Source organism: Ureibacillus chungkukjangi (assembly GCF_003217295.1).
Classification (GTDB): domain Bacteria; phylum Bacillota; class Bacilli; order Bacillales_A; family Planococcaceae; genus Ureibacillus; species Ureibacillus chungkukjangi.
In genome coordinates this window covers 49378-70414 of the sequence record NZ_QJTJ01000008.1, presented here as the reverse complement: position 1 = coordinate 70414, position 21037 = coordinate 49378, and the positions used below count along the sequence as shown (strand labels likewise).

Here is a 21037-nt window from a genome sequence, read left to right as displayed (position 1 = left end):
AGTTACTATTTACTAATTTTTAAATGGTACTTAGGCTGCTTAATTCATTAATTCAATTTTATGATGACGAGCAGCCTTATGTACTATTATTTTTTTCTAAAAATTTAAAGGAGGGGACAAAATTGCTAAAATATATTTTAAAAAGATTAGGTTATATCTTGATTGCACTTTATTTAATCGTAACTGCTACATTTTTCTTAATGCAATTAGCACCGGGGAGTCCTTTCGCTAGTGAAAGATCATTCCCACCACAAATTGAAGCGCAGTTAAATGCAAAATATGGATTAGATAATCCTTGGTACATTCAATATAAGGATTATTTAATCGATACTGTGACTTTTGATTTTGGAGAATCCATGAAATACAAAGGTCGCTCAACGAATGATATGATTGCGGAGAGTTTCCCTATCTCCTTAACTTTGGGGATAGAAGCAATGCTTTTAGCAGTAGGGTTTGGTATTTTATTAGGGGTTATTGCAGCACTATATCACAATAAATTCCCTGATTACCTTGCATCTACAATTGCAGTACTAGGTATTTCGGTACCTTCATTTATCTTAGCTGGTTTAATGCAATACTTCCTAGCATTTAAAATGGGACTATTCCCTGTAAGTGGTTGGAAAGGCTTTATCTATAGTGTGCTGCCAGCATTCGCAATTGCTATTACACATATGGGGTTCATCGCAAAGCTTACGCGTTCTAGTATGCTAGAGCAAAGTAGCAGTGATTATGTTAAAATGGCCCGTGCAAAGGGGCTTGGGAAGTGGACAACGGTATTTAAACACACTTTAAGAAACGCTTTACTTCCTGTTGTTACATACTTAGGACCATTAACTGCTGGGGTTGTAACTGGTAGTTTCATCATTGAACAAATCTTTGCAATTCCTGGTTTAGGTAAACACTTCGTAACAAGTATTACAAACCGTGACTACACAGTTATTATGGGTACGACGGTATTCTATTCAATCATCCTACTATTCGCAGTTTTAATAGTAGATATTCTATACAGCGTAATTGATCCACGAATCAAATTGAAAGGAGCGAAAAAATAATGACACAAAAGCAATTTGATAAGTTCTCACCTGAAATGTTTAAAGTTGTCGGTGGACGTCAGAGTGAAAATGAAAAATTGGCTGCTAAGTCAGTTTCCTTTTGGAAGGAAGTTATACTTCGCTTCTCTCAAAACAAATTAGCAATATTCGGTATTGTTGCTTTAATCGTTGTAGCTTTGTTGGCAATTTTTGTGCCAATCTTCAGCCCATATAGCTATCGTGAGCAATTGGGTTTATATAATGCTGCACCATCAGCAGCACACTGGTTTGGTACGGACGATCTTGGACGAGATATCTTCGTTCGTGTTTGGCAAGGTGCACGTATTTCGTTATTTATCGGTATAACTGCAGCGGTGATTGACTTAATCATCGGTGTATTCTGGGGAAGTGTTTCCGGACTTGCAGGTGGACGTTTAGATAATATTATGATGCGTATTGCGGATATTTTATCTGCTGTTCCTTACCTATTAGTAGTAATTATCTTATTGGTTGTATTACAGCCAGGTTTAATACCTATGATTATTGCGTTATCGATTACAGGTTGGGTTAACATGGCCCGTATCGTGCGTGGAGAAGTATTATCCATTAAAAATCAAGAGTACGTATTAGCTGCTAGAACATTAGGAGCAAATACAGGACATCTAATTATGCGCCACATTGTTCCAAATGCATTAGGTGCAATTTTAGTAACAATGACTTTAACAATTCCTTCAGCGATATTCACAGAAGCATTCTTAAGTTACTTAGGACTAGGTGTACCAGCTCCAATGGCGAGTTGGGGTACGATGGCTTCTGAAGGAAACAAAGCATTAACTTCGGCACCATGGCGTTTATTCTTCCCGGCGTTCTTTATTTCTTTAACAATTTTCGCGTTTAATGCTGTTGGAGACGGCTTGCGAGATGCACTAGATCCAAAATTACGTAAATAGAAGTAGGTGAAAAAAGATGAGAAAAAAATTGTTAGAGGTTAATGATTTAAAAATTAACTTCAAAACATATGCAGGTGTTGTCCAAGCTGTTCGTGGAGTAAACTTTGAGCTATACGAAGGAGAGACACTAGCAATCGTTGGTGAATCTGGTTCAGGTAAAAGTGTAACGAGTAACTCTATTATGAAATTATTACCACAGCCACCTGCTATTTATGCTGGTGGGGAAATTCTATTTAATGGACGCGACCTTGTGCCATTAAGTGATAAAGAAATGGCAAAGGTTCGAGGAAATGATATCGCAATGATTTTCCAGGATCCAATGACTGCTTTAAATCCAACAATGCGTGTTGGGCGTCAAATTACTGAGGTTATCTTAAAGCATAACAAAAACATTTCAAAGTCTGAGGCAAAAGACCGTGCAATTAAATTATTAGATCTAGTAGGAATTCCAATGCCTGAAAAACGTTTCCGTCAATTCCCGCATGAATTCAGTGGTGGGATGCGCCAACGTGTAGTTATCGCAATTGCCTTAGCTGCAGATCCAAAATTATTAATTGCCGATGAGCCAACAACTGCACTTGATGTAACGATTCAAGCACAAATTTTAGAGCTAATGAAAGACATTCAAAAGAAAAGCAATACATCAATCATCTTTATCACACACGATTTAGGTGTAGTTGCAAACGTTGCTGACCGTGTTGCGGTTATGTATGCCGGGCAAATTGTAGAATATGGAACAGTAAATGATATTTTCTATAATCCAAGACATCCGTATACTTGGGGATTATTAGGATCAATGCCTGATCTTAAAAATAATGCAAAAGAAGAGTTACGTACGATTCCAGGTTCTCCACCTGATTTAATTCACCCACCAAAGGGAGACGCTTTTGCAGCGCGTAATGAATTTGCAATGGCAATCGATTATGAACAAGAACCACCAATGTTCAAAATTTCTGATACACACTATGCAAAAACTTGGTTATTGCATCCTGATGCTCCAGAAATTCCGATTCCAGCTGCAGTTCAACAAAGAATTGATGGATACTTAAAGGAGGCAGAAGAAAGTGGCAAATAAGTTATTAGAAGTTAAAAACTTAAAACAGCATTTCGGCTCGCCTTCTAGTCCTATTAAAGCTGTAGATGGTATTACTTTCGATGTATTCGAAGGAGAAACTCTTGGTTTAGTAGGAGAGTCTGGTTGTGGTAAATCGACAACTGGTCGTTCAATCATTCGCTTATATGACATCACAGAAGGCCAAATCCTATTTAAGGGTAAGGATATTCACGCTAGTAAATCACGTCAGGAGTTAAAGGAATTTAATCGTGAAATGCAAATGATCTTCCAGGATCCATATGCTTCATTAAATCCTCGTATGACTGCTGGTGAGATTATTGCTGAAGGCTTTGATATCCATGGACTATACAAAAACAAAAAAGAACGTCGCGAACATATTGGAGATTTACTTGAAGCAGTAGGTTTAAACCGTGAGCACGCTAACCGTTATGCTCATGAGTTTTCAGGTGGTCAACGTCAACGTATCGGGATTGCTCGTGCATTAAGCTTAAATCCAAGCTTTATCATTGCTGATGAGCCAATCTCAGCTCTAGACGTATCGATTCAAGCACAGGTAGTTAACTTATTGAAAAAACTACAAAAGGAACGTAACTTAACGTATTTATTCATCGCCCATGATTTATCGATGGTAAAATATATTAGTGACCGAATTGCGGTTATGTACCGAGGAAGAATTGTTGAACTTGGTGAAGCAAACGAGATTTATAACAACCCAATTCACCCTTATACAAGATCTTTACTTTCAGCAGTACCACTGCCAGATCCACTAACTGAAAGAAAACGTACTAGAATTCAGTACAGCCATGAAGAAACAACTGAAGAAATCAAAGTACACGAAGTATTACCAAACCATTTTGTATATGGGTCAGATACTCAAATCAAAAAATGGACTAACTAAACTTTGCGAATCGCTTTGGTTAAGCAATAGAAAGAAGAGACATCTCAATATGGGGTATCTCTTCTTTCTTTAAAAATAGGTGAATAATTGATTGACATTTCTGAGTAGTGTGACATATAATATGAGTAATAATATGGAAAAGAGGTGAAGTTTTATGACAAATGTATATGCGATTGTAAACAAGCGATTTGGTTTGTCTAATTTCACTCACCTCAAAGAACGGTCTTAACTACCTTCCTTAATGATAACTATTAAGGTGTATTTAATTTACTCTTTGAATGTGTTGAAACCTTTGACTGCCAAATCGCAGCTCAAACGGTTTTTTATTTTGCAAAATTTTTGTGAAAACAACACATTTATCGGAGGAATTTAAATTGAATATAAAATCATTAGGATTAACTACTTTTTTTGAGGACCAAATAAAGGGGTTTTCAGAAGAGAATAAATACGAAAACTGCGTACCTGCTCGCGTGAGTTTAGAGCATAAACATGCTTATCGGGTGATTTCTGAAAATGGTGAATGGCTGGCATCTGTTTCAGGTCTTTATGCATACGAAGCAATTAATCGTGCAGAATACCCAGCTGTCGGTGATTGGGTACTTGTTGAAAAAATGAATGGTGAAGATCGAGCAATCATTCATAAGCTTTTAAATCGAAAATCTCAGTTTTCTCGGAAGATTGCAGGTCGAGAAATCGAGGAGCAAATTGTTGCGGCAAATGTAGATATTGTATTGCTGGTAATGAGTTTAAATGCAGATTTCAATATTCGTCGATTAGAGAGATATTTAGTAGCTGCATGGGACTCTGGAGCAACTCCTATCGTTATTTTAACTAAATCGGATTTATGTAAGGATGTCGACCACTATTTCAGAGAAGTGGAAGCTGTAGCAATGGGCGTAGATATTTTTATAACAAGCTCTTATACAGGCGAGGGAATCGAGGAAATTCGTGCGTTATTTAAAGAAGGGGTTACTGGGGCATTACTCGGTTCTTCAGGTGCTGGGAAATCCACGCTCACAAATGCATTATATGGTGACGTAAAAATGGATGTATCAGATATACGAGAAGACGATGCTAAAGGAAGACATACAACAACACATCGTGAGCTTGTGGCACTACCAGGAGGAGGTTGTTTAATCGATACACCTGGTATGAGAGAGCTGCAACTATGGGATCAAGGAGATAGCTTGTCTTCTAGCTTTAAAGATATTGAGGCGTTCGCATCGGATTGTCGTTATAGAGATTGTACTCACAAAAGTGAACCTGGCTGTGCAGTTAATTTTGCTATTGATAATGGAAATCTTGAGCAAGCGAGATTACAAAGTTATTTTAAACTGCAAAAGGAACTGGCATTCCTAGAAAGAAAAACGAATGCCCAGGCAAAGCTGGCCGAGCAACGAAAATGGAAGCAAATTTCAAAGGGTCAAAAGAAAAAGTATAAATAATCCTTTTCAATAGGAACTTTTGAAATATAAAGTAGTCAATATATAATAATGTTACTATGGCCAACGGAAATTCTCGTTGGCTTATTTTTTTATAAATAATATCGTGAATGAATAAAAGAAAAATTGAATAGGTTGTAATAATAGAGTAGCATTAGAGTATAGAAAAGACAGTGATAGATTCATCACACTATATATTTATACATAAGGAGAGACATAATGGAGACGTGGATAACAACGATAATGGAGGACTTTGGATACTTAGGGGTATTCTTATTAATCATGCTTGAGAATTTATTTCCCCCTATTCCTTCAGAAGTGATTTTAACCTTTGGCGGGTTCATGACGATTTCTACAGATTTAACAGTAACAGGCGTTATTATTGCATCCACAATTGGCTCAGTAGCAGGTGCCATCATTCTTTACGGTGTTGGAGCGATTGTTGGCATTCATAGAATTGAACGATTTGTAGATAAGTGGGGTAGAATTTTACGATTAACAAGTAAAGATATTCATAAAGCCAATGCATGGTTCGAGAAATATGATGTCTGGACAGTATTCTTCTGTCGTTTTATTCCGTTGATTCGTAGCTTGATTTCTCTGCCTGCGGGTCTTGCCAAAATGAACTTTTGGATTTTCCTAGTGCTAACAACCTTTGGTACACTAATTTGGAATATGGTATTAGTCAATTTAGGAGCGGCATTAGGGAACTCGTGGGAAACAGTTGTTCATTACATGGACATCTATTCAAACTTCGCATATGCAGCTATCGTGGTGATCTTTTTAGTTGTAGTTATTCGATTCTATAGAAAAAAGATGAGAAGTTAAACAGGAATGTCCTTCATCCAAGGTGATGAAGGACATTTTTTTAATGGATTGTAGGTTTTATTTTATTGTGGTAATGAAGGGTATTTCTATGGTGCGCTTCATAAGTGGAATGAAGTGCTAACGAGCGGGAGGTGTCGTATGGATGTGGTTCATAATCGGAATGAAGTGCATCCCGCACACCACCCCCAGACTGCACTCCATATGCCAACTGCAGCTCCCAGAATCACTCAAAAAACTCAGCCTCTAGACACAAAAATTTAGATGCTTCACGCTGTGCGTTCAACTTTATCCTTCGGCAGGAAGAAGGCAACTATTAAAAATAGCGGTAAAATGGAGACGATTTTTATTGTAGTCTCGATACCTACATAATCGAGTAAAAAGCCAATCACGACTGCCCCTATCGCTCCCATTCCGAAGGCGAAGCCGGTTGTAAGACCAGCCATTGTGCCGATTTTACTTGGCACTAATTCTTGTGCATAAACTACTGTCACGGAAAAACTAATCATAATTAAGGTGCCGATGATGATTAAGAAAACAAGCACTAACCAAATCGGCATATAGGGTAGTAGTAAACAAAACGGAAGCGGTCCTACTACTGAAAGGATAATAACGTTCTTACGTCCAATTCGGTCAGATAGTGAGCCCCCGAAAAATGTACCCACCACACCAAATGCCATAAAGGTAAAAATAAAGACCTGTCCCATTCTCAGGGTTAAGTCATAGTGATCCATTAAATAGAACACGTAGAAGGTTGTTATATTCGTCGTATAGAAGGAACGAGCAAAAATTACTGTAAGCAGTAATCCAAGTGCAATACCAACCTGCTTCTTTGTAAGTGGTGGTAAGGAGGAGACGAGATTTTTTTTCTTTTTCTTTTCTAATTTTTCTTCTTGGAGCTGGCGCAAATACCAGCGTGACAATTTAAGCAAAATAGCGATACCAATTGATGTTAATAGAAGAACGATAGCGGCTCCATGTTGGCCATACACATCTAGTATGAATGCGCTGATTAATGGTGCTAGTGCTTGTCCTGAATTCCCTCCAACCTGATAAATCGATTGCGCAAGGCCCCGTTTATTACCCGCAGACATAAATGATACCTTGGAGCCTTCTGGGTGAAAGATTGCTGAGCCAAAGCCTAAAAATAAAACCGAGATAAGAATCACCCAATAGGATTCTGCTAAAACAAGAATAAGTAAGCCGACAAAGGAACTCATCATGCCGATGGGTAAGGCATAAGGCATTGGTTTCTTATCACTTACGAAGCCAACAACTGGCTGAAGTGTCGAAGAAAACATATTTAAGACAAAAGATATAATACCAAGCTCTGTAAAGGATAGATTTAGTTCACGCTCCAATAGTGGAAACATTGCAGTAACAACAGACTGCATCGTATCGTTGATTAAGTGCGCAACTCCAATGGCAATCATTACTGGATAAATAGGATTATTGGAGAGGGCATTTTTGTCATTCATATTTTGAAATTCCTACCTTCTATAGAAGCTAATATTTACAATTATACCCTTTTCCACTTGATTTCAAAGGGCAATTTCACGACTCAAAAAATTAACCAATCTCTTTACAGAAACTTAAGTAAGGATTTACCTTTTCTATAATATTAAAGGGTGAGGATGTGTTACAATATAATTTCACTTATAGGAACGGAGGGTTTTCAAAAGATTCAATCAGTTAGACTACGTCACCAAATTTCGAACCACTAATTACATGCTTTCAAAGCTCTGTCATTTGCAGAGTAACTGGGATTGGTCTAACGATTTTGGAAACCTATATTTTATATTCGAGCTCAAGAGGGAGCAGTAACTCTCGTTAAATCGAATTAGGAAAGCTGTTATTGATTTCTTCCACATCAGATCAATACCAACCAACTACAAGAAAAAACAGACAGTGTTTAATGAACGTATTGTAATATAACGGTTCTAATAAGGTTTGAACAATTAAATGACCATTAGAAAAGGATGTATTATTATGAGTCAATCTGAACAAGTTACAGTACAAAATTGGAAGAAAAGCATCACGTTATTTTTAGGAAGCCAAACTATTTCATTATTTGGCTCAGCTCTCGTTCAATATGCCATCATGTGGTATATTACTTTAACTACTCAGTCTGGGATTATGATGACAATCTCAATCATCTGTGGATTTGTCCCAACATTTTTCCTTTCACCATTTGGGGGAGTTTGGGCGGATCGATATAATCGGAAGGTTTTAATACTATTAGCGGATTCGATGATTGCCATTTCTACGCTAATCTTAGCGATTTTATTTTTAAATGGATTTGATTCAATGTGGTTACTGTTTGCCATTTCAGCTGTCCGAGCAGTTGGAACGGGGATTCAAACACCAGCAGTGGGAGCAATCTTACCTCAAATTGTACCAGCGGATAAGCTGACAAAGGTGAATGGTGCGAATGGAAGTATACAAGCACTTATTATGCTAGTAGCTCCTATCGCAAGTGCTGGGCTTCTTGCTACAACCTCAATTGAAATCATTTTCTTTATTGATGTTATTACTGCAGCAATAGCGGTATTTACATTATTATTTTTCTTAAAGGTGCCACTACACGAAAAAGCGAAAGAGGCACAAACAACTGGATATTTTAGTGATTTCAAAATGGGCTTAACCTATATTAATAATCATGCGTTTTTAAAGAAATTCTTTACATTCTTTGCTATGTTCCTCATATTAGCAGCACCGGCAGCCTTTTTAACCCCGCTACAGGTAACAAGGAGCTTCGGAGCGAACGAATGGTATCTATCTGCTATTGAAATTGCCTTTTCGATTGGGATGATGGCTGGAGGTATTATAATTGCTTCTTGGGGCGGCTTTAAAAATAAAACATATACAATGGCAATCTCTGCCTTTGGATTTGGCCTAGGAACAGTTTTACTTGGGATAGTACCTGTTTTTTGGATTTACCTTCTTGTTATGGCGTTAGTGGGATTAGTCATGCCGATGTTTAATACGCCAGCAACGGTATTACTTCAGGAGAAGGTTGAACCTGATTATTTAGGTCGTGTTTTTGGGGTTTTAACGATGATTTCTACTTCTATAATGCCTTTAGGTATGATTATATTTGGTCCTCTTGCAGATGTGGTAGCCATTGAGTGGCTTTTAATTGGAACGGGAATCTTACTGTTCATGCTAGGTTTTGTTTTACTAGGAAGTAAAGTATTGATCGAAGCAGGGAAACCAGATACAGAATAAAATAAAAAGAAGATTTCGGCTTACTACCGAAATCTTCTTTTTTTAGCATCAGGAATGCTTTATGAAAACCTTAAGCTTTAAGTATTAGTATGCTAAACCGAATAGGGCTTTAATATGTGATAAATAACGAACGTGACTAGCTTCTTTCATCAATGAAGCTGGGAGTCCTTTTAATGGGATATTGTTGCTTCCAACTGTAGCAACTCCATCTTTACGTCCAAGACTAGCAAGTGTACCAGAGTTTACAGGACTGAATACTTCAAGCTTTTGACCTTCAAGCGTTGCATATAGGTTATAACCTGCTGTTTCCCCCATTTGCCATGCTACTTGAGCAGTAGGTGCAAATAATGGGCGACCACCATCAGCAGGAAGTGCAACAGAAGCATCACCAACAACATAAACCTCTGGGTGAGATTTAGAACGTAAATACTCATCGATAACAGCTTTACCACGGTCACATTCAAGACCTGATTCTTGTACTAATGGAAGGGCAGCAACCCCACCAGTCCAGATGAATGTGTTTGCTTCGATAATTGAGCCGTCTTTAAGTGAAATTTTATTCCCTTCTACACCTGTAACAGGAAGACCAGTTAAGAATTCAACGCCACGTTTTGTTAAGCTTTCAGTAGCACGAGTAATAAGGTCATCTGGAAGTACAGGCAAGATTTTTGGACCAGCTTCTACAAGCTTGATGCTAAGGTCTTTAAAGTCCACACCGTATTTTCTAGCGATTTTAGGGAAGTTGTCCACGATTTCGCCAACTAACTCAACCCCAGTTAAACCACCGCCGCCAATAACAATTGTTGCATCAGCTGGATTTTTTGATTTTGCGTAAGCAGCAATTTTGCTTTCAATATGGTGATTGATACGGTTTGCATCATCAACAGATTTTAACACCATACTGTTTTCTTCAAGACCCGGAATGCCGAAGAAACCAGTTTGGCTTCCAAGAGCTACTACTAGGTTGTCATACTCCATTACAGAACCATCAACCATATGTACCTCTTTGTTTGCTACTGAGAAAGATTTAACTTCATTTACTACTATGTTTACATCTTTTTCCTTAAACAGCTTTGTTAAAGGGAAAGAAATTGAGCGTTCTGTAGTTGTACCACCAGCAAGGCGGTGTAATTCTGTAATCAGTTGGTGAGTTGGGTATTTGTTTACCACTGTCACTTTTGCTTCTTCTTTACTTACATATTTACGTAATGTTAGAGCAGTTAGTAAACCACCATAACCTGCACCTAAGATGACGATTTCTTTTGCCATGATAAATCCTCCGTCCATACTAGTTAAATATAGGAAACTATTCTTGAGTTTTACGTTCTGCTTGAACTTCTAAAAAAGCATTTGCAAAGCGGAAAAGCTTTTGTGCTTCAGGATCTTTTAATAATTTTAATAGACCAAATAAGCCGATTGTTTCATTTGTAGCATCAGCGCGGTCTTTTGCTTCGATAGCAGTAGCTGCCAGAGTTTTCACTGAACCAATAACTGGCTCTGACATTTCTTTAAGAGCACTTACTGTATCGCTTTTTAATACGTCATCTGTTGCAACTAATTGTGCTAAATCATAAGTCTTAGTTAAAAGTGTTACAACCTCAGTTAGCTTAGGTAATTGCTCTACTAAAGTAGTTAATGATTCTTGAACTTCAGGTTTTAATAATTGGTCAAGTAAATCTGTTCTTCCTGCAAGTAAGCCTTGCTGTGCTTGAGTCAATTCTTCTGACATATCCAATTCTCCTTTGCATTTTGCCTCATGTGCATTTTACTGTGAAAAAATTTGATAAAGCATTTCAAATACAGATATTAAGATGTACTGAAATCAGACCAAATTTTTCATCAATGTGAAATTTATACATCTTCCATGATAAACTAAATATTCTCGTAATCCTATAGTTCTTTGTTAAAAATCTAAATGTTAGTAATATGTTAGAAAATTTTTAATATAAAAATAATTTTATATCAAAACATATACTTTCTAAGAGAGAAAATTGTAGCTTAGGTGTTTTACAAAATGAATTATACGATTTAATTCTTGTAATTTCTAATAAAAAAAATTATTATCCTATTTGTCCACCTGCGAAAAACGTAATGCATACTTTTTTTTATAATAATTTTAATGCTGTTGGTCGTTAGGGATTATACCAGATACCTTCTTTTTAAACTCTTTACTATAATTTGTTGCTTCCATTAAAGCCTTTTCCTCTGTAGGGATTCGAACAGCTAACATTGCAAAATTGAGTAGGGTAAAGCAAATCGCTGTAAAATAAGCCTGAAACATTAAAGGGAGCAGTAAAATTTCAGTACAAACAATAAGATAGTTTGGGTGTCTGATAAATTGATAAGGTCCCTTTTTTACGACGTTTGCTCCAGGCAAGATAATGATTTTTGTATTCCAAAATTGTCCTAAGGAAGCCAAACACCATACTCTTAAGCCCTGCACTAGCAGGAATAAAACAAAGAGCCATAAAAACAAAGGGGAAATTACCCGTTCAAATACAAGCACTTCAGTAATCAAGCTAAGAAAGAAACTAACATGAAGGGCAATCATAAATGGGTAATGAGAAGCACCAGCCTCGAATGCCCCAGCAGCCAACATTTTCTTTTCATTTCTCCTAGCAATTACTACTTCCATTAATCGTTGTAAAATAACAATCGATACAAATAATAAAAAGAACATGATTAACCCCTCCATTGAAGTAATAATGCTTCGCCACTAAAGCCAGGTCCAAGTGCTAATAATAAACCGTAACTATCGGTGCTTGTTTCATTTAGCATAAATTGCTCTAAAACATAATGGACAGTTGGTGAAGACATATTCCCGTGATTTTGAAGTACCTCTCTAGATGTTGCCGTATGTTGTTCGTTCATATTTAATGTATCTTCATAGGCCGCTAAAACCTTTTTTCCTCCTGGATGTGCCACTAAATTCTTAATTTGCTCCTTAGAGAGCTCTTGTTCCTTTAAAAAGTCATCTATAAATGGTCCCAGCCATTTGTTAATAATAGAAGGGATGTCTCGAGAGAAAATGACATGAAGGCCATCGTTTTTTATGTCCCAGCCCATTACATTTTCAGAATCAGGCATCCATTTTGATGCGGTATTTACTATATAAGGCATTGGCTTTTTGTTTTTAATAGCTGCATTATCGCCACTAACTAAAAGGCAGGAAACGCCATCTGCAAAAAGAGAGGCACCTACTAAGTTACTTTTAGAAAAATCATTTGGTTGAAAAGTTAAGCTGCAAAGCTCTACACAAACAACAAGTACATTTGCATCTGGATGAGCTAAACAGTAATCAAATGCTCGACTGATCCCTGCAGCCCCTCCAGCACAACCAAGCCCCCAAATAGGTATACGCTTCATGCGATCTGAAAATTCTAGTTTGTTCATGATACGTGCGTCGATGCTTGGGGTGGAAATACCTGTACTGGATACAAATATAAATGCATCAATATCTTTCGTAGGAATGGTCTGCTCTAAAAAATGTGTATTTGAAAGACAGGCTTCGATGACTTTTACCCCATATTCAACAGCTAATTCAATATACAAATTATTACGTTCCTCAAAAGTATGCTGCTCTTTATGCCATTCTAAAGGAACACAAAAGTGACGCTGTTTTATTTCCCCGTTTGCAAATACCTTCAATAAACGCTCAAGTTGAGGGATTTTATCGGTAAAAAGCTCTTTTGTAAGCTGTTCAATGTTTTCTTGGTTTAATGTATGTGGAGGTTTGTATGTACTAATCGATGAAATTTTTGGCATAGTAAAACTCCTTTTTATAAGTATCTTCCCCTGGAGCATGCTAAATATGCACAATTTGCAAAGGAACTATAAAAGGGGATAATTAAAGGAGTTTGATTGGTGAATCAAACTCCTCACGTGCTATTAATCTGAAGTTTTTTTTGTTTCATTTAAAGTTAATGTTTTTAAAAGCAGCTCTAAATAGAGTAAGAAATAATCGATACAATCCTTCACAAGCTCGGAATATGCATAGAAGTCCGCATTCTTTTGGTAATGTAAATAATCATTTTTTAAAACCTCGAGCAACTTTTTAGAAAAAAGGTGAATATTAGTGGAATGAAATTGTTCAAGACAAGCAATAACATTGCAAAATAAAATAATATCCTCTGAATCAGGATGCTCCAAAATAGCAATATCCTTAAGTAAAATTTCTAGTGATTTGATATAACCGAAAAAGGCAAGGTCATAATAGCCCAAGAGCTCACAGTTAGTAGACTGAGTATATAGGTTTTGAAACTTATTGGATGTATTGTTAATTAATGAGCTCTCATTAAAGCTATACTTTGGAATGGATATCAGAAATTTTTGATTAGTAGTAGCTTCAAGTCGATCATCATTAAAGATAAAATAATCTTTTTTACATGAAGGGCAAGTTAAAGAAATGACACTTAATTTAAAGCTATTATTTTCAAATAAATACGTATTTTCTGTTGTAGGATGAATATCTAAATTGCAATGTGGACATTTATTTATAACTATGTATTCCTTATCGTCATGGTCATATTGTATTTTCTTTAGCTTTTTCTCATGTTTTTGCATTGTAAGATATTGCTCCTTTATAAGGCAGTTAAGTGTCTTTGGAATCGATTCATCTTTAGTATGAGCAATATAATCGGTAATTTTGCATATGAAGGGGAAATAAAAAAGAGGCAAGCAATTGCTTCCCTCTGTATAGCTAATTATTTATCTACATAGTTAATAATCGCATCTCTTAAAAACTCTGTAGCGCCCTTTGCCACCTTGTCGTAATATGCTTTAAAGCGTTCGTCGGCAACGTACATTTCTGCAAGCCCTTTGTGTGCTTCTTTTGAGTAGGAAGCCCATGAGAAGGTTAACCATTCTTTGTGTTTTTCAGCAAGTTCCTGTGCTATTTCTGAAGTTGGGTCACCAGTTGCGATAGCTTTAGGTAGCAAATCGAATATTTCATTTCCGAGCTTTTCCATTGCAGCATAATCTTCCTTAGACATCCCTCGAAGTTTTGCATTAGACTCATCGACAGTTTTGTCTCCGTATTTTTCACGTATTTCTTCACCATACTTCACTTCATTCTCGGCAATTAGGCTCTCTTTGAAGGCCTTGAATTTTTCTTCATTACTCATTACAATCTCTCCTTTTTGATGAGCAATTGTTTTGTCAATTGTCTCGATTAATTTATCTAGGCGGGCTCGTTTTTGGATAAGCTTATTTTGATGGTCCAATAGCGCGGAGAATTGATCAAAGCTAGACTCATTCATGATTTGAATAATAGTCCCTAGATCTACCTCTAATTCGCGTAAAAATAAAATTTGCTGTAATCGATCGATTTCCTTTTGACCATAAATACGATAGCCTGAGCTATTGATTCTAGATGGTTTTAATAGATTGATTTCATCGTAATAACGAAGAGTTCGACTACTTATGCCAGCTAATTTTGCTAATTTACTAATTGTGTACTCCATTGAAATCCCTCCTGATGGATTTATCATAAAGTGTAACGTAACGTGAAGGTCAAGAGTTAAAAAAATATTTTAAGGACGGTTGCTTTACCTCGGAGAAAATCATTAACTAGTCGGATTTAAAACGTGTTTACCTTTTACCAATAAAATAATAATAGCGAGATGTTGACACATGCTTTAATATAATCATATTGAAGAATACAAGCGATATTAATTTTGCCGTTTGAAAGGTAGTCACAATAATGGAAAATAAGAAGGTCCAAGTAAAGCAGCCGAAATACCAAAAGATAGCTGCCGATATAGCATCAAGAATTGTTGAAAAGAAATACTTGGTTGGAGAAAAAATCTATGCACGATCTTCCTTAGCAAGTCAATATAATGTATCCTCGGAAACAGCTAGAAGAGCAATTGCTGTTCTGCAGGATCTGGAAATTGTAGAGGCAACAAAGGGCAGTGGGGTAATGATTAAATCCTATGAAAAGGCTGCACAATTTGTCCATCAGTTTTTAGAGGTACAATCTGTTTATCAAGTCCAGCTAGAGATGCTAGAAAGTATTAAAAGACAAAAAAGTGAGCTAGAGGTTTTACAGGAAACAACAGAGCGATTGGTTAGTAGAACGGAAAGGTTTAAATCTGTTAATCCCTTCGTTCCATTTCAAGTAGAGATTCATGAGGAAACTCCATATATAACGCAAACCATTGGAAGCATTAATTTTTGGCAAAATACGATGGCAACGATTGTAGGAATTCGACGAGGAGTAGAGCTGATTATTTCTCCTGGACCGTATGCTACATTAGAACAAAATGATGTCATTTATTTCATTGGCAATGATGAATGCATAGAGCGAGTTCAAAAATTTTTATATCCGAAATGATTAGGGCATAGATACCGTTTAGGCGGTGTCTAAAGCCCTTTTTTTATTGAGAATAGGTATATCTCTACTACCAGATTCATAGAATGCTAAGTTGACATAAGTAACAACCTTTTGTTAGGATGAAGTTGTTGCTTTGTTGTAATCTAGTAAAATACAGATTTGAGAATTATAGGAAAGGAGAACTGTATGACGAAAATAAAAGTTGAAAATGTTACGAAAATTTTCGGTAAGCATATTAATAGTGCGCTTAAGCTTGTCGAACAGAAAAAAAATAAAACAGAGATTTTAAAGCAAACAGGAGCTACAATCGGTGTTAATGATGCTAGCTTTTCTGTCAATGAAGGTGAAATCTTTGTAATTATGGGACTTTCAGGTAGTGGTAAGTCAACATTAGTACGTCTACTAAATCATCTCATTGAACCAACCAGCGGAAGTATCTACATAGATGGTGAAAACATCTCCAAAATGAATAAACAACAGCTCAGAACAATTAGACGCGAAAAAATGAGCATGGTGTTTCAAAACTTCGGTTTATTTCCACAACGAACAGTCCTTGCTAATACCGAATATGGATTAGAAGTGCGCGGTATCCCTAAAGAAGAGAGAACAAAAAAAGCTGAGCAAGCATTAGAAAATGCAGGGTTATTACCATATAAAGATCAGTTCCCAAGCCAATTATCAGGGGGAATGCAGCAGCGTGTAGGATTAGCGCGTGCCTTAGCAAATGACCCGGATATATTGTTAATGGATGAGGCTTTTTCTGCACTTGACCCATTAATTCGAAAAGATATGCAGGACGAATTATTAGACTTACAACAAAAAGTAAGAAAAACCATTATATTCATTACACATGATTTAAATGAGGCTTTGCGTATCGGTGACCGTATTGCACTAATGAAGGATGGAAAAATCATTCAAATTGGTACAGGTGAAGAGATTCTTACAAATCCTGCAAACGATTATGTTAAAACATTCCTTGAGGATGTAGACCGTTCAAAGGTATTAACAGTAGAAAATGCAATGATTCGCCCAATTTCAGTGAATGTTGAAATGGACGGACCAAAAGTAGCGTTAAAACGTATGCGAGATGAAGAGGTTAGTGTATTGCTTGCGGTTGATAAAAGGAGAGAATTTAAAGGCTATATCACGGCAGACGATGCATTGGAGGCTTCAAAGCGTGGGGAAAAAGATGTGAATGGTATTTTAAAAGCCGACATGCCTGTAGTTCCTCCAGATATGTTAATCCAAGATGTGTTAGGTGTTATTTCAGAATCACCAACTCCGTTAGCTGTTGTTAACGAAAATAAATTAGTTGGTGTATTAATTAGAGGCGTAGTCATCCAATCTCTTGCTTCGAATACAGAGGAGGTGACTCGTGATGAGTAAAATATTAGATCGTATTCCGAGTCTGCCTGTTGCAGATTCAGTGGAATCAGTGATGGATTGGTTAACTGGTAATCTATCATCATTATTTAGCTTTATACAATCTGGTGGTAAGAATGCTATGAACCTTATTACAGATATGCTGGTTGCTATTCCACCGGTTGTATTTATTTTAGTGATTGCCCTTATTGCATTTATAGCAACGAAAAAGAAGCTTGGTTTAGCCATCTTCTCAATCGTAGGTCTGTTATTTATATATAACCAAGGCTTATGGGAACAACTGATGAACACAATAACACTTGTTATTTTTTCAAGTATTATTGCAATCATCATCGGGATTCCAGTAGGGATATTAATGTCAAAAAGTGCTGTTGCAGAAAATGTTATTAAACCGATATTAGACTTTATGCAAACAATGCCAGGGTTTGTTTACTTAATACCTGCGGTTGCTTTCTTCGGTATCGGTGTTGTACCAGGTGTGTTTGCCTCTGTCATCTTCGCACTACCGCCAACAGTTCGTTTTACAAACTTAGGTATACGACAAGTACCAAAAGAGTTAGTGGAAGCAGCTGATTCCTATGGTAGTACTGGCTGGCAAAAACTATTCAAGGTTGAGCTACCATTAGCTAAATCAACAATAATGGCTGGTATTAACCAAACTGTGCTGCTATCTCTATCTATGGTGGTAATCGCATCAATGATTGGTGCACCTGGTTTAGGGCGAGAAGTGTTATCTGCTTTGCAACGTGCTCAAGTAGGTAATGGTTTTGTTGCAGGACTTAGTCTTGTAATCTTTGCTATTATTGTTGACCGTTTAACGCAAAGCTTCAATAAAAAGAAATAAAAAATAGAAAGGAAGATTCGGGTGGATTTTAAAAGATTAAAAATGATGGGTTTAGCCCTAGGTATGGGTGCAATGCTTGCAGCGTGCAGTGGTACAGATGAAGGGGAAACTTCAACTGAAAACACAGGAGATTCAAACGGCTCTACAGCAACTGAGGAATCTAAAGAAATCAATTTAGCTTATGTTGAGTGGGATACTGAAGTTGCTTCTACACATGTAGTAGGAAAAGTACTAGAAGACTTAGGCTATGACGTAACTTTAACTCCATTAGATAACGCTATTATGTGGGAAGCTGTATCAAAAGGGGAAGCAGATGCAATGGTAGCTGGTTGGTTGCCAAATACACATGCTTCACAATATGCAGAATACAAAGATGGTCTAGTAGAGTTAGGTGAAAACTTAACTGGTGCTAAAATTGGCTTAGTTGTTCCTTCTTATATGGATGTGAATTCAATCGAAGAACTAACTGAAGAAGCAGACATGACAATAACGGGTATTGAACCTGGAGCAGGTGTTATGGGAGCAGCAGAACAAGCTATCGCAGAATATGAAAACCTAAGTGATTGGGAATTATTACCTTCATCTTCGGGTGCGATGACTGTAGCCTTAGGTCAAGCTTTTGAGAATGAAGAAGAAGTTATTGTAACAGGCTGGTCACCACACTGGAAGTTCTCATCTTATGATTTAAAATACTTAGAAGATCCTAAAGGTGTATTTGGTGGGGAAGAGACGATCAATACATTTGCTCGCCTTGGATTAGAAGAAGAATCACCAGAAGCTTATAAAGTACTTGATGCTTTCAATTGGACAACAGAAGATATTGAAGCAGTAATGCTTGATATTAACTCTGGCACTAGTCCAAAAGAGGCTGCTGAAAAATGGATTAATGACAATGCAGACAAAGTTGCTGAATGGACTGAAGGCGTAGAATAATTCTAAAGCTGGAGTACATTTAGTATGTGCATTGCAAAAAGTTGCTAAATTTTTTACAAAAGAAGGAGTTATCTTATACTGGATAACTCCTTTATATATAAAGGGGTTGTAATTTTGGTTAAATTAAAAACAATGGGTATTACATTTGGTTTATCAGCTTCGTTATTATTAGCTGCTTGTGGTAGTGATGAAGGAAATCAGGATAATGGGAATAACGCTGGAGAAACTGCTAGTATAGGTGAACAAATCGATTATACGATTACTGGAATTGAACCAGGGGCAGGAACAACAGAGTTAGCCCGTGATACTTTAGAGGAATATGAGAACTTAGAGGGTTGGAACCTTCTAGAAAGTTCAACTGCAGGCATGCTAGGTGCATTAGAAGAAGCCGTTAAAAATGAAGAACCAATTATTATTACTGGCTGGACTCCGCACTGGATGTTCACTGCATATGATTTGAAATTTCTAGAAGACTCCAAAGGCACATTCGGTGGCAGTGAAAATGTAAACACAATCGTAAGAAAAGGTTTAGAAGAGGATATGCCAAGTGCCTATACAATTCTTGACCGCTTTTACTGGGAACCTAAAGATATGGAAGCTGTAATGTTTGACGCACAAGAAGTGCCATTTGAAGAAGCGGCGACGAAATGGATAGAAGAAAATGCCGACAAAGTAGCAGAATGGGTTGAAGGTGTTGAGAAAGTAGATGGCGATGAAATTGAATTAGTTTCAACACCGTGGGATACAGAAAGAGCGTCAGGCTATGTTGTGAAGGCAGTATTAGAACAACAGGGTTATAATGTAACGTTGACACCAGTAGATCCTGCGGTTATGTTCCAAGCAATTGCTACGGGTGAAGGAGATGCCTCTGTTGCACCGTGGTTGCCTTCAACACATGCGTCCTTTTACGAGAAGCATAAGGAGGATTTAGTAGACTTAGGTGAAAACTTAAAAGGTACAGAAATTGGTTTGGTTGTCCCATCGTATATGGATATCGATTCAATCGAGGATTTGCAGCCTAAAGAGTAAAAATAAAGAGGAGAATTCCCGTAATCAGGGAGTTCTCCTTTTCGCGTTATAGAATTATCCACACAAAGACACTTAAAGCAACAGATGTCAAAATTAGAGTAAGAATAGGCTTTAATGCATTTTTACCAAATTTCTTTAAATCTACCGACATTCCTAATGCCGCCATTGCTACAGTTAATAAAAAGGTAGCAGCCTGAGCAACCTGGCTTTGGAACGAAAGCGACATCCAACCATTTTGTAAGGAGATTGTTCCGATAATAGAAAGGGCGATAAATCCTAATATAAAGTATGGAAACGATGCTTTTTTCTTGGATTCTTTATTTTGGAATGAAAGAAACACTATGATCAAGATGGTTACGGGAAAAAGTAAGAGTACTCTACTTAATTTGCTTAGTATTGCTGGTGTTAAAGAATCATCACCAAAGGAAGCACCGGCAAGAAGCGCTTGAGCAATCTCGTGTAGACTAAAACCAACCCATTGTCCATATAAATCGGGGGTCATATTGGTTATAGAAGCTATGAGAGGGGCAACTAATGCGAATATTGTTCCTAGCCATGCAATCATTCCAATTGCTATCGCTGTATCTTCTTCATCTGAATCAAGAATAGAGGAAACTGCTCCAATTGCTGCTGCACCGCAAATTCCAGTACCAGAAGCAAGTAAAAGCAAAAGTTTATAATCTACCCCTAACATTTTACCAATGAGAAATGTCATGAAAAGGGTAAATATAATAACGAGTGCCGCTCGGAAAATAAGGGGAAAGCCTTCATCAACAATCAATTTAATATTTAAACGAATACCATAGAGAATAATCGCAATCCGTAATATGATTTTGGCGGAGAAGTGAATCCCGCTACGCAAATTTTCAGGGTACTGAAAAACATTTCGATAAATAACAGAAATTAATATAGCGATTGCTAAAGGACCTATCAATGAAAGAAAAGGTAATAGACTTAAGCTATAGGCCAAAGCTGTAATGAAAAACATCGATAAAATTCCTATATAAAATCCAGCTGTTTTGTAAATCGTCATATATTAGCCTCACTTTCAACTGCTAGGATAAT

At 37.0% G+C, this 21037-nt stretch carries 20 protein-coding genes; 12 read left to right on the top strand and 8 right to left on the bottom strand.

Annotation, left to right across the window (positions count from 1 at the left end):
- Window positions 1-122 precede the first annotated feature (122 nt).
- The 6 genes from BJ095_RS08210 to BJ095_RS08185 all read left to right on the top strand — a co-directional run bounded on the left by BJ095_RS08210 (window position 123) and on the right by BJ095_RS08185 (window position 6224).
- Window positions 123-1052: an ABC transporter permease gene (locus BJ095_RS08210; RefSeq protein WP_107934718.1), complete on the top strand. Its 930-nt coding sequence runs from the start codon at window positions 123-125 to the stop codon at window positions 1050-1052.
- A complete protein-coding gene (locus BJ095_RS08205; RefSeq protein WP_107934719.1) occupies window positions 1052-1981 on the top strand; it encodes an ABC transporter permease in 930 nt (309 codons plus the stop codon). Before BJ095_RS08210 ends, BJ095_RS08205 begins: the two co-directional genes overlap by 1 nt.
- A 16-nt stretch (window positions 1982-1997) precedes the next feature.
- A complete protein-coding gene (locus BJ095_RS08200; protein ID WP_107934720.1) occupies window positions 1998-3056 on the top strand; it encodes an ABC transporter ATP-binding protein in 1059 nt (352 codons plus the stop codon).
- Window positions 3046-3954 (top strand): ABC transporter ATP-binding protein, encoded by a 909-nt coding sequence (locus BJ095_RS08195; RefSeq protein WP_107934721.1) that lies wholly within the window; start codon window positions 3046-3048, stop codon window positions 3952-3954. The genes BJ095_RS08200 and BJ095_RS08195 overlap by 11 nt, the downstream gene beginning before the upstream one ends.
- A gap of 374 nt (window positions 3955-4328) precedes the next feature.
- Window positions 4329-5399 carry a ribosome small subunit-dependent GTPase A gene (gene rsgA / locus BJ095_RS08190; protein ID WP_107934722.1) on the top strand — a complete coding sequence of 357 codons (1071 nt, stop codon included), beginning with the start codon at window positions 4329-4331 and terminating at the stop codon, window positions 5397-5399.
- A 216-nt stretch (window positions 5400-5615) separates the two neighbouring features.
- Window positions 5616-6224, top strand: coding sequence for a DedA family protein (locus BJ095_RS08185; protein WP_107934723.1), 609 nt, complete (start codon window positions 5616-5618; stop codon window positions 6222-6224).
- A gap of 266 nt (window positions 6225-6490) precedes the next feature.
- Here the strand turns inward: BJ095_RS08185 and BJ095_RS08180 are convergent, their stop codons facing one another.
- Window positions 6491-7699, bottom strand: coding sequence for an MFS transporter (locus BJ095_RS08180; RefSeq protein ID WP_107934724.1), 1209 nt, complete (start codon window positions 7697-7699; stop codon window positions 6491-6493).
- Window positions 7700-8210: 511 nt separating this feature from the next.
- Here BJ095_RS08180 and BJ095_RS08175 point away from each other — a divergent pair.
- Window positions 8211-9449, top strand: a complete 1239-nt coding sequence (locus BJ095_RS08175) for an MFS transporter (protein ID WP_107934725.1) — start codon at window positions 8211-8213, stop codon at window positions 9447-9449.
- A gap of 84 nt (window positions 9450-9533) precedes the next feature.
- Here the strand turns inward: BJ095_RS08175 and BJ095_RS08170 are convergent, their stop codons facing one another.
- The 6 genes from BJ095_RS08170 to BJ095_RS08145 form a co-directional block, all read right to left on the bottom strand.
- The gene (locus BJ095_RS08170; protein ID WP_107934726.1) at window positions 9534-10718 is read right to left on the bottom strand and encodes an NAD(P)/FAD-dependent oxidoreductase; all 1185 of its coding nucleotides are present in this window, start codon (window positions 10716-10718) and stop codon (window positions 9534-9536) included.
- A gap of 37 nt (window positions 10719-10755) precedes the next feature.
- On the bottom strand, window positions 10756-11178 hold the full coding sequence (locus BJ095_RS08165) for a DUF1641 domain-containing protein (protein WP_107934727.1): 423 nt from the start codon (window positions 11176-11178) through the stop codon (window positions 10756-10758).
- 387 nt (window positions 11179-11565) lie between these two features.
- Entirely contained in the window at window positions 11566-12129 is a 564-nt protein-coding gene (locus BJ095_RS08160; RefSeq protein WP_181418002.1) for an isoprenylcysteine carboxyl methyltransferase family protein, read from the bottom strand.
- 2 nt (window positions 12130-12131) lie between these two features.
- Window positions 12132-13214: a type III polyketide synthase gene (locus BJ095_RS08155; RefSeq protein WP_107934728.1), complete on the bottom strand. Its 1083-nt coding sequence runs from the start codon at window positions 13212-13214 to the stop codon at window positions 12132-12134.
- Window positions 13215-13337: 123 nt separating this feature from the next.
- Window positions 13338-14012, bottom strand: a complete 675-nt coding sequence (locus BJ095_RS08150; RefSeq protein WP_107934729.1) for a hypothetical protein — start codon at window positions 14010-14012, stop codon at window positions 13338-13340.
- Between the two features lie 140 nt (window positions 14013-14152).
- Window positions 14153-14911, bottom strand: coding sequence for a MerR family transcriptional regulator (locus BJ095_RS08145; protein ID WP_107934730.1), 759 nt, complete (start codon window positions 14909-14911; stop codon window positions 14153-14155).
- Between the two features lie 239 nt (window positions 14912-15150).
- On the opposite strand from BJ095_RS08145, the gene BJ095_RS08140 reads away from it, so the two are divergent.
- From BJ095_RS08140 to BJ095_RS08120, 5 genes are all read left to right on the top strand, one after another.
- Window positions 15151-15783 carry a TrkA C-terminal domain-containing protein gene (locus tag BJ095_RS08140; protein WP_107934731.1) on the top strand — a complete coding sequence of 211 codons (633 nt, stop codon included), beginning with the start codon at window positions 15151-15153 and terminating at the stop codon, window positions 15781-15783.
- 186 nt (window positions 15784-15969) lie between these two features.
- Complete coding sequence (locus BJ095_RS08135) at window positions 15970-17169, top strand: quaternary amine ABC transporter ATP-binding protein (protein ID WP_107934732.1); 1200 nt, start codon at window positions 15970-15972, stop codon at window positions 17167-17169.
- Window positions 17162-18010 (top strand): ABC transporter permease, encoded by an 849-nt coding sequence (locus BJ095_RS19170; protein ID WP_107934733.1) that lies wholly within the window; start codon window positions 17162-17164, stop codon window positions 18008-18010. The genes BJ095_RS08135 and BJ095_RS19170 overlap by 8 nt, the downstream gene beginning before the upstream one ends.
- Before the next feature lie 21 nt (window positions 18011-18031).
- On the top strand, window positions 18032-18943 hold the full coding sequence (locus BJ095_RS19165) for a glycine betaine ABC transporter substrate-binding protein (protein ID WP_404427238.1): 912 nt from the start codon (window positions 18032-18034) through the stop codon (window positions 18941-18943).
- Between the two features lie 114 nt (window positions 18944-19057).
- Window positions 19058-19972 carry a glycine betaine ABC transporter substrate-binding protein gene (locus tag BJ095_RS08120; protein ID WP_181418001.1) on the top strand — a complete coding sequence of 305 codons (915 nt, stop codon included), beginning with the start codon at window positions 19058-19060 and terminating at the stop codon, window positions 19970-19972.
- A gap of 46 nt (window positions 19973-20018) precedes the next feature.
- Here the strand turns inward: BJ095_RS08120 and BJ095_RS08115 are convergent, their stop codons facing one another.
- A complete protein-coding gene (locus BJ095_RS08115; RefSeq protein WP_107934734.1) occupies window positions 20019-21005 on the bottom strand; it encodes a YeiH family protein in 987 nt (328 codons plus the stop codon).
- Window positions 21006-21037: the final 32 nt, after the last annotated feature.